Raw genomic sequence first — 15,317 nt, 5'->3', positions numbered from 1 at the left:
GGGATCAGCGGGTCTCCTGTGCCTCGGCCACGCCGCACTTTTTCATCTCGTTGCGGCCATGGAATACCGGATAGTACATCAGCTCGGCACGCGCCGGGTTGAGGTGGTAGGAGCCCGTATAGCGGGGCAGGAGCCTGACAGTGAAGGTATGCGTCCCCTTGCGGAGCTTTTTGCAGAAGACGGCGACCTTCTCCTTGTAATATTCCCGGTGTGTCTCTTTCCAGAAATCGCCTTTTTCTTTCGAGTCGTAGGAACAGCCTGCGGGGATCGGGATCTCGACCATGACGTATTCGGCGTCGGAATCGGCCGTTACGGTTGCCACCAGTTCGACGCGCTCCCCGGCATGGAGAGTTGTCACGGGCTTGCCGTCCTTGCGGAACAGGGTAGAGACCGTGAAGCCTTCTGCCGCAGGTTCCGGTTTGTCGTTCCAGGCTTGTTGGTAGGCTGTGAAGAATACGGGCATGGAACCCTCTTTGCGGACGGTTATCTCCTTTCCGGGGGCGTATGTCCGGGTCAGCGGGAATTTGCCGAACCGTTGTCCGTCGATCGTCAGGCTCGCTTCGCGGAACGCGCCGCCGTCCTTTTCCAGCATGTCGGGCATGATGGTTTCCACGATCCGCGACGATTCGTAGGTGTTGCGCCACGAACCGCTTTTACGCTGTTCGAAGAAGTAGTTGCGGATCTTTTCCAACTCGGCCTTGCGGTTGCCCGCGGCGCGCAGGATGCGGTATGCCGTGAGCGTGTTCTCGACGTCGCTCATGTCCGGCTGCGCGAACCTGCGGGGAGTCGGTTCCCGCGGTGTTTTGTCGCGCCAGTACAACGATCCCATCATGGTTCGGGAGGCCAGTGCCAGCAGCGAATCCGCGGCGGGCATCCCATCCGGGGCGAGCTGTTGCAGCATTTCCGCCGTCCGGAGCCGGTTGCCGAGCGTCGCATCGGGGATCGACGCGATGAAGGCGCAGTAGCGCGGGTAGTCGATCCTGGCGTCCAGCTTGCGCAGAAGCCCCACCAGCGAGAGCAGTTCGTTTTTCCGCATCCCTGTCGTGTCGGATGCCGCTGCCGGCATACGGCGGTTCAGGCCGGCAAGCAGCGCGTCCGTCAGTGCCTGCCGGTCGAGGCCGGTCTTATACCCCTCTGTTTCGGCGTCGAGCAATGCCTCCACGACCTGCTGCGAGATCCACAGTTCGGTCTGTTCCCGGTTCCACCACCCCCATAACTTGCCGTCGTTTTGGTTGGCCGTCAGTTTGCGGAGCAGGTTCGTGACCTTGTCGTCGTCCTTGAATTTTCGTCCGAACAGGCTGTATATCCGTTTTTTCGAGAGCAGAGCCTTGACCTTCGAAGCTATTTGCTCGTTGCAGAGGTGGGGGTAGAGGTCGATGTTCCCGATCTCGTCGAGGAATGCCTGTATGGCCGATGCCTCGGCGTGGATCGTCACGGTACCCAGCGCCGGGTCGGGCGTGAACCGCAGGGCTGTGGTGTCGTTGAGGACGGCGAACTCCCCGTGGGTTTCCAGGATTCCGGCCTTGTAGATCGGGATCGCACGCCGCTCCCCGTCGAAATAGCCGCCGGGCGTCGTCAGCGAGTAGACTATCCGGATGCTGTCGGCATCCCCTGCGACGGCGGGTATTGCGTCCGTATGCGAGGTGGCGATGCGGATTTGCTCCTCGGCTGTCCGTCCGTCGGTTTCGACCATGCGGCGTACGGACAAGGTGTCGCCGGTGTGGTTGGTCAGCCGTCCGGCAGCATTGAGGCTGTCGCCCGCGATGGCGAAGCGTGGAACGGAGAGCTGGGCGTTGAGCGGCTTGTACGATTTTATGCGCAGTTGCTTCCTGTCCGCCTGCCTGCGGCCGCCGACGACGATGAAATTGGCGTCCCAGCTGGTGATGTCGTCCGGATAAGTCACTTCGAAGGTCAGACGCCCCGCTTTGTCGGTCGTCAGGCGGGGTTTCCAGAATGCGTCGTCGTGGAAATCGGTGCGCAGCGTGTTCGGCATGCCGGCCTCGAGCGGGAATCCGTCGCCGCCCGCCCCGTTCCGGTCGGTGGTTTCGATGAAGATGATCCCGTTTGCGGCCCTCGCCCCGTAGATTGCTGTGTTCGCGTCCCTGACGAGGTTCATCGACAGGATGCTTCCCTGATCGAAGTCCGACAGCGCCCCGTCGTAGGGTACGCCGTTCACGACGATCATCGGGGCCTGGCCGGCGATTGTGCCCGTTCCCCGCACCTGTATCCCGGCGGACATGCCTGCGAGCGTACTTGTGAGCGTTTCCGTTTCCTCGTCGAATTCTGCGAATGCCACTTCCGTTGTGACCGTCGCGGAATTGGCCCTGCTTCCCACCACGGCCTTCTTTCCGGACTTTCCGTAAGCTACGACCACGACCTCTTCCAGTGCGTTGTAATCTTCTTCCAGGGCGATGTTATAGTTGTAGCCGGAGATCAGTTTGGTGGCGAAATTCCGGTAGCCGATATAACTGACGACGAGCGTTCCCCGTCCCGTGTCCGAAAGGGTGAATTTTCCGTCCGTATCCGTGACGGTTCCGACGTTAGTCCCGTCGATCTGCACCGATGCCCCGGCAATGGGCTCCCCATACGGGTCGCGCACGGTGCCCGTGACGACTTTGCCCGTCAGGTTGGCTTCGCTGATGCGTCCCGGGTTCCGCAACGGGTTGTCCCGCTCCGCGACCGCGGGCTTATAGTCGGCCAGCGGTGCCGCGGGGCGCGATACGCGCAACATCCTTTCCAGTTTCCCGAACAGCGCGCGGCTGCGGTCGTCGGCCGGCTCCTTTATGAGCGAATCCATCCGCAGGTAGTTGATGCCGCCTTTCCGCAGCTTTACGGTGGCCGAACAGCGGGTCGTATCCCTGAAGATGAGGTCTACGCGGAGGTTCCCCTCCGGCAGCCTGTCGATTTCGGTCGTCGTGCCGTAGTAGAGCCTGCTGGCGGGGTACTTGCCCGTCGATTGCAGGAACACCATGATCGGCTGTGCCCTTGTACCGTCCGCCAGCTTGCCTGTGGACAGTTGCAGGCGGCAGCTGTCCATGAGCGATATCTGCGGGACGGCAGAGATCAGCCCCGATTCGTTTTCGACCATGTCGGCGAGCTGCCGCCTGAATATGCCGCGGATCGATTCGGCCGTAAGCGCGTCCTGCCCGAAGCAGACCTTCTGCGTGAACGGTTCGAGCTGCCTCCGGATCGGGCTCTGCTCCCAACTCTGTTGTTTCAGGTAGTTGTTCCGAATGTCGTAACGGTAGCCGCCCTCGATCTCGAAACTGTTGACTGCAAGCGTATCCGAATAGAGCGTTCCGACCTGCATGCCTCCGGTGGTGAATCCCCGGTAGGGGAACGGCCCTGCCAGGATCGCCGTTTCGGCCTGCGGCCTGTCCCAGCGGTAGCGGCGGGCCTGCTTCTGCGTGCCGTTGAGGTAGTAGCAGACCCCGCCGGCATTTATAATGCCCGGCAGCTCGGTTTCAACCGTGTAGGAGGGTTGCCTGTCCGGCTGTCCCGTGAGCAGGGTCGCTTTCCCGAAGGTGTTGTCGACCGTAATCATGTGCCGCGTCAGCAGCGCCGTCTCGCGCTGCGTGAGCATGCCTTTCTCTTTCCTGCCGTATTCCCGGACGGAGATCCGCACGGGATGGTTGTCTCCGGAAGCCTCCCAGGGTTGCACTGCGGATCGTCCGCCGTCTACCGAAACGATGGTCTTTAGCCCTTCGCCCGCATAGACGTTCTCGACGGTCACCTCCCTGTCGTAGGTGCGCAGCCGCAGCGTGTGCAATCCCGGCCATATCGGGAAGCTGTACGGCGTCAGTTGCTGCGCCTGTTTGAAATAGTGGGGTTGTTCGTCGATCCACAGGACATGGATACCCTGCACTTCCCCGTCGACGACCACATAGGGGGATAGCTGGGTGAGTCTTCCGGGGACTTCCTCGGTGTAGGCGTAGAACGGCTCCGGGTAGAGGAATTTGTAGTATTCGATCGAATCGAGTCCCATGCGCTGCCGCCACAGCGGCCAATCCATCCTGCTGCGGGTGTTGTAGAGGAAATCCTCGTCGGCTTCGTAGTTTTTCGGGGTGATGGCCTTTCCCGATGCCGATTTCCCGTAGATCGTCACTTCCGGCGGCAGGGCTTCGAATTTCGAGGTGAACGCATAGGCCGTCACGTCGGCATTTTTCACCGGGCGTCCCTTGCGGTCTTTGACCGCCACTTCGACCTTTGCGCTCTGTCCGGGATAGACGGTCGCCGCCGTCGTTACCTCCATCGTGATGTTTTTCTCCGTGAAGGGCAGCTCGCCGCGTATCGTCCGGGCATTCTCCCCCTGCAGATAGGCTATCTGCATCGAATAGCCCTTGCGGCCGTTGTCCTTGCGCGCGAAGTCGAGTTCGGTGGCATACCCCTTGGCAATCGTCTTGTCCCCCATGCAGATGGTGTACCAGAACGGGAATTTCGCGGGGTTGTCCACCACCAGCCGGACGTTGCCGTCCCGGCGGAAGAAGCGGTGCCCGATCAGTTCGCCCGGCAGCTTTCCGACCTCGATGTCCTCCGATGCCGTGGCGCTCTGCACCTCGTATTCGCTGACGATCCACGACAGCGGCACACTGCAGGGCAATGTAACCGAATCCTGCCATACGATCCCGTATTCCGGGTTGTAGGCGGTTACCAGGGCACGGCTTTCGACGCTTTTGCCGTCGTACAGTTCACGCAGGGCGAGCATCCCCTGGTCGGCCGAATAGTCGATCCGCCTCCGCCTTGCGTCCCGGTACAGGCTTATGCGCTCATCCCTGCGTTCGTTGCCCGCATCGAAGAACGAGCAGGCGACGTCGTAATACATCGACACGCCGTCGACGAATATCGAGTCGGGCAGGATGATTTCCTTCGTGGACTTGCCCTCCATGCCGAACGTATGCTCCCAGAGCCGGTCGGGGACGAATGCCGTGCGGGCGAGGAATTTGCAGCCCATGTATCTGGCGGGTTTGACCAAGACCTTTACCCGCCCGTCGTATACCGGCATGTTGTTCTCGTCCGCTGCGCTCAGTGAAATCCTCACCGTGTCGCCCCGGGCGTATTTTTGCTTGTCGGCCCTGGCCGTGAAGGTGAGCTTCCCGAGTTCGTACTCCTCGTAGCGGAAACGGCCCGTGATGTCATTGGCATGCTTGTCGCCCGTCCGGAAACGGAGTGTGTAATCCTTGTCGAGGCGGAGGCGGAGGCTGTCCGAAAGCCTGAACTCCCATTCGTACATGCCGGGACGGTAGGGCGCCAGCGATACGAGGGTCGTGTCTATCGACGGGGAGTAATACGAAACGAGTGCCACGTCGACCTTCCCGTCGAGGGGCTTGCCTTTGCGGTTGATGTGCGCCTTGAATTTCACCGTTTCCCCGGGTTTGTACCTGGGTTTGCTGAATACCACGAACCCGTCGTACTTGTCCCGCGCGGGCAGCTTCCCCGGTGCGAAAACCCGCTTGAAGGCTGTTTTGACCGTTCCCCAGGCCGTTTTGAAGAACCCGGGACGGTAGGTGTAGTCCGGTTCGTTCGCGATGGTGATGTAATGCAGTACGCCGTCGTTGTTTACTTCGACCGTGGCCTCTTCGCCGCGGATGCGCGGCAGGTTGTAGGTGCGCGTGGCAGGGTCGTATTTCATCCGTTTCGAGCCCCGTTTTACCACGGCATCGTCGATGGTGTTGCCCAGCGTGTCGCAGAGTATCAGCATCACCTGCTCGTCCCTGACGAGCCGGTAGTAGAAATTGTCCACGACATGGTCGCCGTATACGAGTTCGTTCCCGTCCGTCCAGACCCGCAGGTAGTTTCCCTGGGGGAGCTGCGGGATCTTTCCCGCCGCAGCATATTTGCCGACGAACGTGTGCAGCATTTCTTCGTCGGGCGCCTTGCCTTTCACATGCAGTTCGCGGAGCTCTTTGGCATCGGGTTTATAGATGAATATTTCCGGGGAGGTGCGGCGGCTTTCGGGCAGCGGGGTCTGCGCCAGGCAGGCGGCCGTGCAGAGAAGCCCCACGAGGATCGTACTGCAATACTTCATGGCGAGGTCGGGGTTTTATCCTGCAATATAACAAAAAGATCGCTCATGGCGACCTTTTCGGGGAACTATCTGTGCGTGTCCGCCCGGATTTTACGGAGATATCGTCTCTTCCGCCTTTTCCACGCGGAAAAATGCGGTCAGACTATCGAACCATTTATCGCTCAGGGACGCGCAATACCCCCCCCCTCCGAGTCTTCTACGGTCTCGGACTTAGGTTGCACCTTGGCGATGGTGAACGTAAACGTGGAGCCTTCGCCCAGTGTCGATTCGATGGTCAGCTCCCCGCCGTTGCGGCGCGTGAGGTCTTGCACGAGCTGCAGGCCCAGCCCCGATCCCTCTTCGTTCTTGGTGCCGTAGGTGGTGTAGTGTATTTCGGGGTTGAGCAGTTTGGGCAGGTTTTCCTCGCTGATACCCGTGCCGAAGTCGCGTACGCTTATTACGGCATGGGTGGGGGTTTCCCGCACGCTGATGACGATCCGTCCGCCTTCGTTGCTGTACTTGATGGCGTTCGACATCAGGTTGCGCATGATCGTTTTCACCATGTCTACGTCGCACGGGACGGTAATCGGGCCGGGGATGTCGTATTCGACGGCGATGTTCTTGACCTGTGCCACGAGGTCGGACATCTTGCTGGCGAAAACCACGACCTCCGAAATGTCGACCTCCTGGAACACCGTGTTCATGCGTCCGATCTGGCTCTTCGTCCATTTGAGCAGGTTGTCCAGCAGCATGAAGGTGCTCTCGGTGATGTTGTTGCCCATCGTGATCATCTCCATGTTGTCTTCGCCTATCTGTTGCTGCGTAAGGTTTATCGAGAGCATGTTGAAAACCATCTTCAACGTGCCGATCGGCGACCGCAGGTCGTGGGCTATTACCGAGTACATCTTGTCGCGGGCGTCGACCGTGGCCTGCAATTCGTCGCGCTGCTGCATGATCGTGCGCTGCGCCGCCGCCAAATAGATGTGGTGCGATACGCGGGTGATCAGCTCCTCGTGGTTGAACGGCTTGGAGACGTAGTCGCTGGCTCCCAGTTTGAACCCCTTGACGATGTCTTCGGGGTTGTGCAGCGCCGTGAGGAAAATCACCGGGATGTCCTGCAATGCGGGATCAGCCTTCAGGTGTTTGATCACCTCGTAGCCGTCCATGTCGGGCATCATGATGTCCAGCAGGATCAGGTCGGGGAGCTCCGTCGCGGCCTTTTCGAGTGCCTCGTTACCTCCCGATGCCGTGACGATCTTGTATTTGGCACGGCTCAGCACGGCTTTCAGCAGCATGATGTTGGTGGCAATGTCGTCGACGGCCAGGATCGTGTAGTCCTCGGGATTTATGGCGATGTTTTTCATGAGGAGAGGTTTAGACATGCAAATATAGCATAATATTTCAGGTTCCGTTCAAAAATCGGTCAGGCTCTGCGGGCTTTCTCCCAGGCACCCTTTCCGCGGTGGGTCGCCAGGTACGATGCCCCGCGGAAAACATTGAGGTTCATGAAGAGAAAATAGTAGGGGATGAAGAGCAGCCTGTTGCGGTGCCCGCTGCGCTCCAGCGCCCATCCCGTGAGGGCGGCCAGGTAGAATGCGCATTGCAGGGCGAGGATCGCGGCATAGAGCGCCGGATGGCCCGACCACAGCAGCGCGACGTTGAGCGGCAGCAGTGCGACAAGCACTACGGGGGTCAGCGTCCAGCGCAGCGCGCGGTGCGATACGTACTGGAACCACAGCACCCCGTAACGGAACGGATTGAGCAGCTTGCGCAGCCGCCATACCGATTGCAGCCCGCCCGCCGCGATGCGCTTCTTGCGTTTGCCTTCTTCGCCCATGTCGGCCGAAGGGCTCTCCAGCGCATAGGCTTCCTTGCAGTAGGCGATCCTGTATCCCTGTGCCGCGATCAGCATCGAGCAGACGAAATCGTCGAGCAGCGTATCCTCCCTCAGCGTCTGCCACAGTTCGCGCCGCACAGCGAACAACTCCCCCGCTGCCCCCACCGCCGAGTAGAGGCGGTGATCCAGCTCCTTGAGCTTCGACTCGTATTTCCAGTAGACGCCTTCCGTTGCGGCGGCGCCCGTATTCCCTGTCCCGGCGACGCGTTTTTCGCCGGCCACGCACCCCACTGCGGGGTCTTCGAAGCAGCGGACGACCTGCGCCACGGCTTCGGGGTTGAGCATCGTATTGGCATCGGTGAATACGACCAGCGGCGTGCGGACTATTCCCAGCGCCCGGTTCAGCGCCGCGGTCTTACCGCCCCGGCGCGGGTCGTGCAGCACCGTCACCTCGGGGTAGGCGGCGAGCAGTTCGACGGTGCGGTCGGTCGAGCCGTCGGTGATCCACGTCACGCGGAGCTTTCCGGCCGGATAATCCAATGCCCGGCAGTTGGCCATCTTTTCCGCCACGACCTCCTGTTCGTTGTAGGCGGCGATGAGCAGCGTCACCTCGGGCGGGTCGGCAGGAAAGGCGTACCGCCGTGCCGGGTGCACGGCTTCGCGGATCTTCACCAGCAGCCACAGCAGGATGCCGTATCCGAGGTAGGTGTAGAAGACGAGGAATACCCCCGCCCAGAAGAGTATCGCTACGGTCGTCATGCTTCGAAAAGTTCGGTTAATACCTGTTTCATCTGGTTGTCCCACGAGAGGCGTCCCTCGACCGTGCCGCGGATCTGGGCGGGCGTGAGATGCAGCCCGTCGTGGAAACGCACGAGCGCCGCGATGTCGAGGGGCGTGTCGTCGGCCGGGGCTTTCATCACGTAGTCCATGCCGTCGAAGTCGCTGTCCCGTTCCGAGTATACGAACGGGATGCCGCGTGCGGCGTATTCGCGGTTTTTGAGCGTCTTGATACCGGTGATGCCGTTGCGGTGGCGCCCGAGGCTGGCAATGCCCATGTCGCACCACTCGAATTCGGCGTCGAGCGCCGCGCCCGAACGGGGGCCGATGACCTCGGCATACTCTGCCAGGGAGTATGCGTCGATCCTGCGGCGGTATTCTGCGATGAGCGTTTCCACGCCGTCGCCTGCGATACGCAGGCGGACGATGCACTGGTGCGGGGCGGCGTAATACTCCCTGAGCCCTTCGATCACGCGGTCGAGGCCGTGCCAGAAATGGATGTTCGCCACGGCCAGCAGCCGTAAGTTGTGGTGATCCCCGTGTACCTGGGTTTTGAGCGGGATACTCCGGAAGTCGATGCCGTTGGATATACGGATCGTCGGGCGGCCGAATATCTCCGTATCGTCGGAGAAGGTGACGATGCGGTCGATGTAGCGGGCCATGCGGCAGCGGAACATGCGGTCGATGCGCAGTTTGAGCTTCCGCACCGCGGGCGACTGCGCGAATTCGGCGTCGTAAGGGTAGGTCGGGATTTCAAGCGCGATCCGCACGCCGAGTTTTTTGACCTTGCGCAGCCAGTGGATCAGCACCGGGCTGGCGTTGTGGTCGTGGCGGATGTAGAGGAACTCCACCCCTTCGTGGCGGATGTAGCGCGTGATGTCGCTCAGCGAGACCCTTTTTTCGAGCTTGGCCCGCAATCCCTTGCCGAAGGTGCGGATCGCCTGTCCGCCGACCATTCGGCGCTGCGTGCCGTCGGGCGCTATCTCGATGTGGCACAACTCGATGTCGGCACCGTTGCGCCGCAGTGCGTCGCATTGGGCAAAGATCTTCTTGCTGATGCCGCTGTGGGCCGAAAACCCGTGGAAGACGACAAATAATCCTTTCATGTTGTTATCGTTTTTTGCGGGCCAGGAGCCGTCCTGCAAGTCCTTTCAGGTCGTATTCGCCGCTCAGGTGCACATAAAGGAGCCATACGCCGAGTGCCGCCGTCCCCTTGAGGGCGAGCGACGCCACGAGCGGCATCGGCGGGAGAAGCCATCCGACTGCTGCCAGGGGCAGGCCGACGAGTGCCGTGAGCAGCAGCGGCGAAAGGAAATTCCGCCAGAACCGGCGCCATCCCGTGCGCAGCGTGAGGCAGAACAACGCGTGGTAACACTGCACGAAGTTGACGGCGAACGAGGCGCAGATGCACCAGGCCACGGCTTCGGTCGTGCCGAATGCGAAGATGCCGGTGCAGATCGCCGCGACGTTGAGCGCCGCCGAGAATACGCCGCAGAGGAAGAGCATCCGCGTGGCGTTGGCGGCCTGGAAGATCGAGCCCGAGGTGGACATCACGATCTGGATGCCGACCGAGAGCGCCAGTATCCGGAACACCGGGACGGACGGCTCCCACTGGTCGCCGAAGATGATGAGCACCAGCTCCTGCGCCGTGAAGAAGAGCACGGCCGAGAGCGGCAGCCCTATGAACGCCAGCAGCCGGACGACTTTCAGGTAGGAGGCGCCCAACTGCTTCAGGTCGTGCTGCATCTCCGAAAAAATGGGGTGCATGACGGGCGAAATGACATAGGCGATGTTTTGCAGCGGGAGCATCATCAGCCGGTACGACTTGTCGTAATAACCCAGTTGCGAGAGGCTCATGTAACGTCCCATGAGCAGCTTGTCGAGGTTGCGGCTGAAATAGTTTATCAACTGGAACGAGAACTGGTAGGCCGAGAACGAGAATACTTTGCCCAGCGCCTTGCGTCCCGGGCGCAGGCGCAGCGGCAGCGGGTTCTGGCGGTAGTTTATCGCCAGGAGCATCAGGCTCGAAAACACCGGGTTGATCGTCAGTGCGTAGATGCCTGCCCCGGCATAGGCCGCGGCGATGGCGGCCGTGCCCCCTGCGATTTGCACCGTGAGCGACCGCATGGCGGCGAACCGGAAGCGTTTCTCCTTCAGGATAAGTGCATTGGGGACGATGTTGGCCGCGGCGAAAAAGAGGTTCAGCGCGAGGATGCGCAGGACGTTGCGCAGCACCTGCGAATCGCCGTAGAGAGAGGCGATCGTGCCGGCTGCTGCGAAAAACAGCAGCGCCATGACTGCCCCCGACCATACCGAGAGCGAGAATATCCCGCCCAGGTCGTGCCTGTCGAGGTTTTTGTGCTGGATGACGGCCGGGCCGATGCCCAGATCGCTGAAGATGGCAAAGAAGGCGATCACTACCGTGGCGATGTTCACCACGCCGAACTGCTCGGGGGTGAACAGGCGCGAAAGGATACCCGTCACCACGAGCGTTACGACGATGCCCGCGTACTTTGCGATCGAGGTGTAGAATACGCCCGAAGCCAATTCCCGCCTGACACTCATTTCCCGTTTTCTTTTTTTAGCGGTTTCTTGAACAGCAGCGTCGCCAGGGCACGGCCGTCGATGCTGCCCGGGTAGTGCCGCAGGGCATCCCAGGCCAGTTTCCAGCGTGCCCCGGCCGGAAGTGCCCAGGCGTTGCGCATCACGGGGCGCAGTATCTGCCTCGTGAGCGTGCGTATGAGTTGCCGCTGGCCGGCGTCGCGCGGCGCGGCAAAGCGGTTGAGTTCCCGCAGGACGGTAGTGTAGCCTTCGAGGTTACGGCGCGAAAACCCGCGTCCCATGATCGAATCCCCGTGTATGCGCCGCTTGAAGAACGAGCGTTCGATTCCACCTGCACGCGACGCCCCGAGGTAAAGTTGCGGGGTGAAGAGTTCGTCTTCATGGAGTATCCCCGGGTAGAAGCGCAGTCCCAGCCCGCGCAGGTAGGCGGTGCGGATAAAACTCAGGCAGGCCGAAGCCCGGTAGCAGTGCAGTGCGAGCATCCTGCGCAGCAGGGCGGTGCCGTCGCAGACCTCCGTTCCGAAATATTTTGCACGCCGGTAGTCGAACCATGCGGCGTCGGAGGCCGCTGCCCCGAAGCTTTCGGCGTCGAAGAACACGAAATCGAGCCGGTCTGACTGGCAGCGTTCGTAGCAGCGTTCGAGGGCGTCGGGTTCCAGCAGGTCGTCGCTGTCCATGAAGTAGATGAATTCGCCCCGGGCACGGTCGATCCCTGCGTTGCGGGTCTCAGAAAGCCCTTTGTTGGGCTGGGTGTAGAGCCGGATGCGGTCGTCTCCGGTGGCTATGCGTTCGAGTACGGAGAGGCTGCCGTCCGTCGAACCGTCGTTGATGACGATGAGTTCGATGTCGCGCAGGGTCTGTCCCATGATCGAACGCAGGGTCTGTTCGACATAGGCCTCCGTATTGTATACGGGAATGACGACGCTGACTTTCGGGTTATTCATCGACACGTATCCATTTTGCGCGTGCGGCGTCATAACGCTTGATTACGCGCGCCGGGTTGCCTACGGCGACGCTGTACGAAGGGATGTCCTTGGTGACGACGCTCCCGGCGCCGATCTGGCAGCGTTCGCCGATCGTGACGCCCGCCACGACCACCGAATTGGCGCCGATATGCGATTCACGTCCGATCGTCACCTCTTTACGCACGAGTTCCTGTGCATTCGAGTCTCGTGTCCCGTCGGCATAACCGTGGTTGAACCCCGAGATGAAGACATGCTGGCCCAGTCCGGCCCGGTCGCCCAGGCGCACGGGGCCGATGATCACCGATCCGATGCCGATGCGCGCCTGGTCGCCGATCACCACGTCTCCCGCACCGTTATTGACGACCGCATAATCCTCGATCAGGGCGTCGCGTCCCACTTCGAAGCGCCGCCAGGGGAAAACGTCGAGCCGCGCGTGGCGGCGGATAAGCGCACCGCGGCCTTTTTTGTGAACAAAAGGGTTCACGAACCAGCGCACCCAAAGACGGGGCCGGGGGTGCTTGTGCGGCGAAATCAGCCCGATGACGAATTGTTTGAGCCGGGGATTATTTTTGATTCGGTCGATCATCTTGTTGTATCCATATGCGTCAGTATGCAAATATAAGCAAACTTTGCGGGATTTGCCATTCCGGGTGTTTTTTCGGTGCAAAAAGGGCGTTTTGCGGCGGAAGAATGCGGGGCTGAAAATATTTCGGGCTTTTTTGATATAAAATAGAATTAAAATGTTTACATTTGTGCAGTTTTAAATTACATCCGGATCCGGGTGTTAATTACGTTTGAAAATTACGTTGATTATGAAAAACCTATCCCTCTTTACGGCTATGTTCGCCTTGTTGCTGGGCGGATGTGTGGAAAAGGTTCCTTCGAATCCGAATGGCATTCCCGAAGATGTCGAGCGGGTCGTGGATATGTCCGTTCCCGCATCGTTCGATTGGAAAACGACGGCTCCTGTGGCCTGCGAGTTCACCGCACCGCACCTTTCGCGTGTGCATGTGGCTGCGCAACGCGGCGCTGAGCCTTTCGCTTCGTTCATGGTAGGCGACGGTGCCGATGCCGTGAAGCTGGATCTGCCTGTCACGGCCAAGACGCTTTACGTAAGTTATGAAACTGAAAACGGCTTGTCGCCGCAAGAGGCCGTTCCTGTGGCCGGTTCGGCCGTATCGTATGCGCTCGCTTCGAACGGGAAGGATTATACGGGCATCGAGGACGGGGACAAGAACACCACGATCGGCGATGTGATTTATATGCCTGCAAGCGGTTGGGGAACGCTTCTTTTCGAGGATTTGTGGCCGTCGTACGGTGATTTCGATTTCAACGATTTCGTCATTAATTATAAGGTGCAGCTCCATATGAACAACAAGAACAAGGTTTGGGGCATGCATATCGGCGTTCGTGTGAAAGCGGTCGGCGGGTCTTTGCCCTATGACCTTTGCCTTGCGATGAAAGGTGTGAAAGGCGGTGAGATCGACGGGATCGAGCCTGTCGAAATGTATAATACCGGCAATGCCCGGCTCGTGGCGCTCAATTCGGCGAACTACGTGAAAGACCCTGCCGTCCTGCGCTTCGAGAATATCCGCACCAATCCCAACCGGCAGTCCGGCGCCGCTTATGTGAATACCGAGGAAGGGTACGAAATGACGGAGGAGCAGTTGGTCAATGCCTCGTTCTTTGTCGAGTTCCGTAATTCGATCGCTATCGGGGATGTGGCTTTCGACATGTTCGATTTCTTCCTCAGCCGCGAACGTGACGGCAACAACATCGAAATTCATATGGGCGGATTCGAGCCGACTCCCGATGCCGAACCCGATTACGCTTTCCTGAAAGCCGGGAGTGCTGCTACCGACAAGGCCGGCGATTATTATTATTCGAACGACAGGCTGGTATGGGCGCTCAACATTCCCCATGATATCCGGCATACCTATGAGAAGGTGGATTTCCTGAAGGCTTATCCCGAGATGGCCGATTGGGCGCAGTCGGGCGGTGCAAAATCGCAGGATTGGTATTTGCACGGGGTCGAGCAATACCTGGTGAGGAAGAAATAAACAGGTAGCAAGGAACTTCCTGAATAGAAGGGTGTCCGCAAGTGCGGGCACCCTCTTTTCGTCGCCGGAGTCCTGTCCGCCGATGTGCGGGTTCCCGGATTGTCGGAAGAACTCGCGATGTATCCGTTGTCCGCTTCCGGACGACGGGTTTTTTCAATCGTTTGCGCTGTGTCCGGGTTACTTCCCGAGCGATTCGTAGAGTGTCAGCAAATGCCGGGCGGTCTTTTCCCACGAGAATTGTTTTACCCGATCGAGGCCGTAGGCGACTTGCCTTGCGCGGAACGCTGCGTCGGTTTCGAGCCGCAGCAGGGCGTCGGCGATTGCCTTCGGGTCGGTCGGGTCGACGAGGATGGCGCCTTCGCCCGCCACTTCGGGGATCGCCGAGGTCGCGGATGTCACCACGGGCGTGCCGCAGGCCATCGCTTCGAGCTGGGGGATGCCGAAACTCTCGCGCAGCGAGGTGTAGAGGAACGCCGAAGCCCTGTTGTAGATGGCCGGCAGGTCGCTGTTGGGGATATATCCCGCCAGGCGGAGCATCCCGCGCAGCCGGGGTTCGCCGATCTCCCGCAGGATCGCTTCCGCGGGTTGTTCCCCGAGGTCTGCGATCAGCAGCGGCAGCGGCTTTTCGGAGCGCCGTACGTATTCGGCATAAGCCTTCAGCGTGCCGGGCGTGTTCTTCTTTGGGTCGGTATTGCCCAGGAAAAAGAGGAATTCGGGGTCTTGCAGGTATTTACAGACGGTTTCCGCCGTGCCTTCCATCGGGCGGAACCGGTCGTTGTAGCCGTTGTGAATGGCCATGATGCGTCCGGGGTCGAAGTTCAGTGCGGTGCGGATGCGGTCGCACTCGAATTGCGAGACGGTGATGACCATCCGGCATCTGGGCAGGATGCGCGGCACTACCAGGCGGCGGTAGACGCGCCCCAGCGACTGGTAGAGCGATTTGTTGCGCGCGGCCTGTTGCTCGAGGAAGATGATGTCGTGGAGCGTCAGGATCAGCGGGGTATTCCCCCATACGGGCGCCGTGTTGCTCGTGCAGTGCAGCAGGTCGGGTTTCACGCGGGCCACGGCGCGCGGCAGCGCCCACTGTTCCCACAGCGGGTAGCTCGGGCAGC

At 60.3% G+C, this 15,317-nt stretch carries 9 protein-coding genes; 1 reads left to right on the top strand and 8 read right to left on the bottom strand.

The annotated features are described in order from the left end of the window. Nucleotides 1-4: 4 nt before the first annotated feature. The 7 genes from QVP03_RS05955 to QVP03_RS05925 form a co-directional block, all read right to left on the bottom strand. Nucleotides 5-6,025 carry an alpha-2-macroglobulin family protein gene (locus QVP03_RS05955; protein WP_022332631.1) on the bottom strand — a complete coding sequence of 2,007 codons (6,021 nt, stop codon included), beginning with the start codon at nucleotides 6,023-6,025 and terminating at the stop codon, nucleotides 5-7. A gap of 161 nt (nucleotides 6,026-6,186) precedes the next feature. Continuing rightward, nucleotides 6,187-7,368, bottom strand: a complete 1,182-nt coding sequence (locus tag QVP03_RS05950) for a hybrid sensor histidine kinase/response regulator (RefSeq protein ID WP_022332630.1) — start codon at nucleotides 7,366-7,368, stop codon at nucleotides 6,187-6,189. 59 nt (nucleotides 7,369-7,427) lie between these two features. Then, on the bottom strand, nucleotides 7,428-8,600 hold the full coding sequence (locus tag QVP03_RS05945; protein WP_022332629.1) for a glycosyltransferase family 2 protein: 1,173 nt from the start codon (nucleotides 8,598-8,600) through the stop codon (nucleotides 7,428-7,430). After that, nucleotides 8,597-9,724 (bottom strand): glycosyltransferase family 1 protein, encoded by a 1,128-nt coding sequence (locus QVP03_RS05940; protein ID WP_022332628.1) that lies wholly within the window; start codon nucleotides 9,722-9,724, stop codon nucleotides 8,597-8,599. Before QVP03_RS05940 ends, QVP03_RS05945 begins: the two co-directional genes overlap by 4 nt. A 4-nt stretch (nucleotides 9,725-9,728) precedes the next feature. Then, nucleotides 9,729-11,183, bottom strand: a complete 1,455-nt coding sequence (locus QVP03_RS05935) for a lipopolysaccharide biosynthesis protein (RefSeq protein WP_022332627.1) — start codon at nucleotides 11,181-11,183, stop codon at nucleotides 9,729-9,731. Then, nucleotides 11,180-12,124 (bottom strand): glycosyltransferase, encoded by a 945-nt coding sequence (locus tag QVP03_RS05930; RefSeq protein WP_022332626.1) that lies wholly within the window; start codon nucleotides 12,122-12,124, stop codon nucleotides 11,180-11,182. Before QVP03_RS05930 ends, QVP03_RS05935 begins: the two co-directional genes overlap by 4 nt. Then, the gene (locus QVP03_RS05925; protein ID WP_022332625.1) at nucleotides 12,117-12,731 is read right to left on the bottom strand and encodes an acyltransferase; all 615 of its coding nucleotides are present in this window, start codon (nucleotides 12,729-12,731) and stop codon (nucleotides 12,117-12,119) included. The genes QVP03_RS05930 and QVP03_RS05925 overlap by 8 nt, the downstream gene beginning before the upstream one ends. 226 nt (nucleotides 12,732-12,957) lie before the next feature. On the opposite strand from QVP03_RS05925, the gene QVP03_RS05920 reads away from it, so the two are divergent. Further along, nucleotides 12,958-14,205 carry an LruC domain-containing protein gene (locus tag QVP03_RS05920; RefSeq protein ID WP_022332624.1) on the top strand — a complete coding sequence of 416 codons (1,248 nt, stop codon included), beginning with the start codon at nucleotides 12,958-12,960 and terminating at the stop codon, nucleotides 14,203-14,205. 177 nt (nucleotides 14,206-14,382) lie between these two features. On the opposite strand, the gene QVP03_RS05915 is transcribed toward QVP03_RS05920, so the two are convergent. Then, the coding region (locus QVP03_RS05915) for a glycosyltransferase family 4 protein (RefSeq protein WP_288210673.1) at nucleotides 14,383-15,317 on the bottom strand (935 nt) is incomplete at its 5' end.

The organism is Alistipes sp. CAG:29 (genome assembly GCF_000435435.1).
Lineage (GTDB): Bacteria > Bacteroidota > Bacteroidia > Bacteroidales > Rikenellaceae > Alistipes > Alistipes onderdonkii.
The sequence above is the reverse complement of the archived record's forward strand: the minus strand, read 5'-3'. Positions and strand labels throughout refer to the sequence as shown.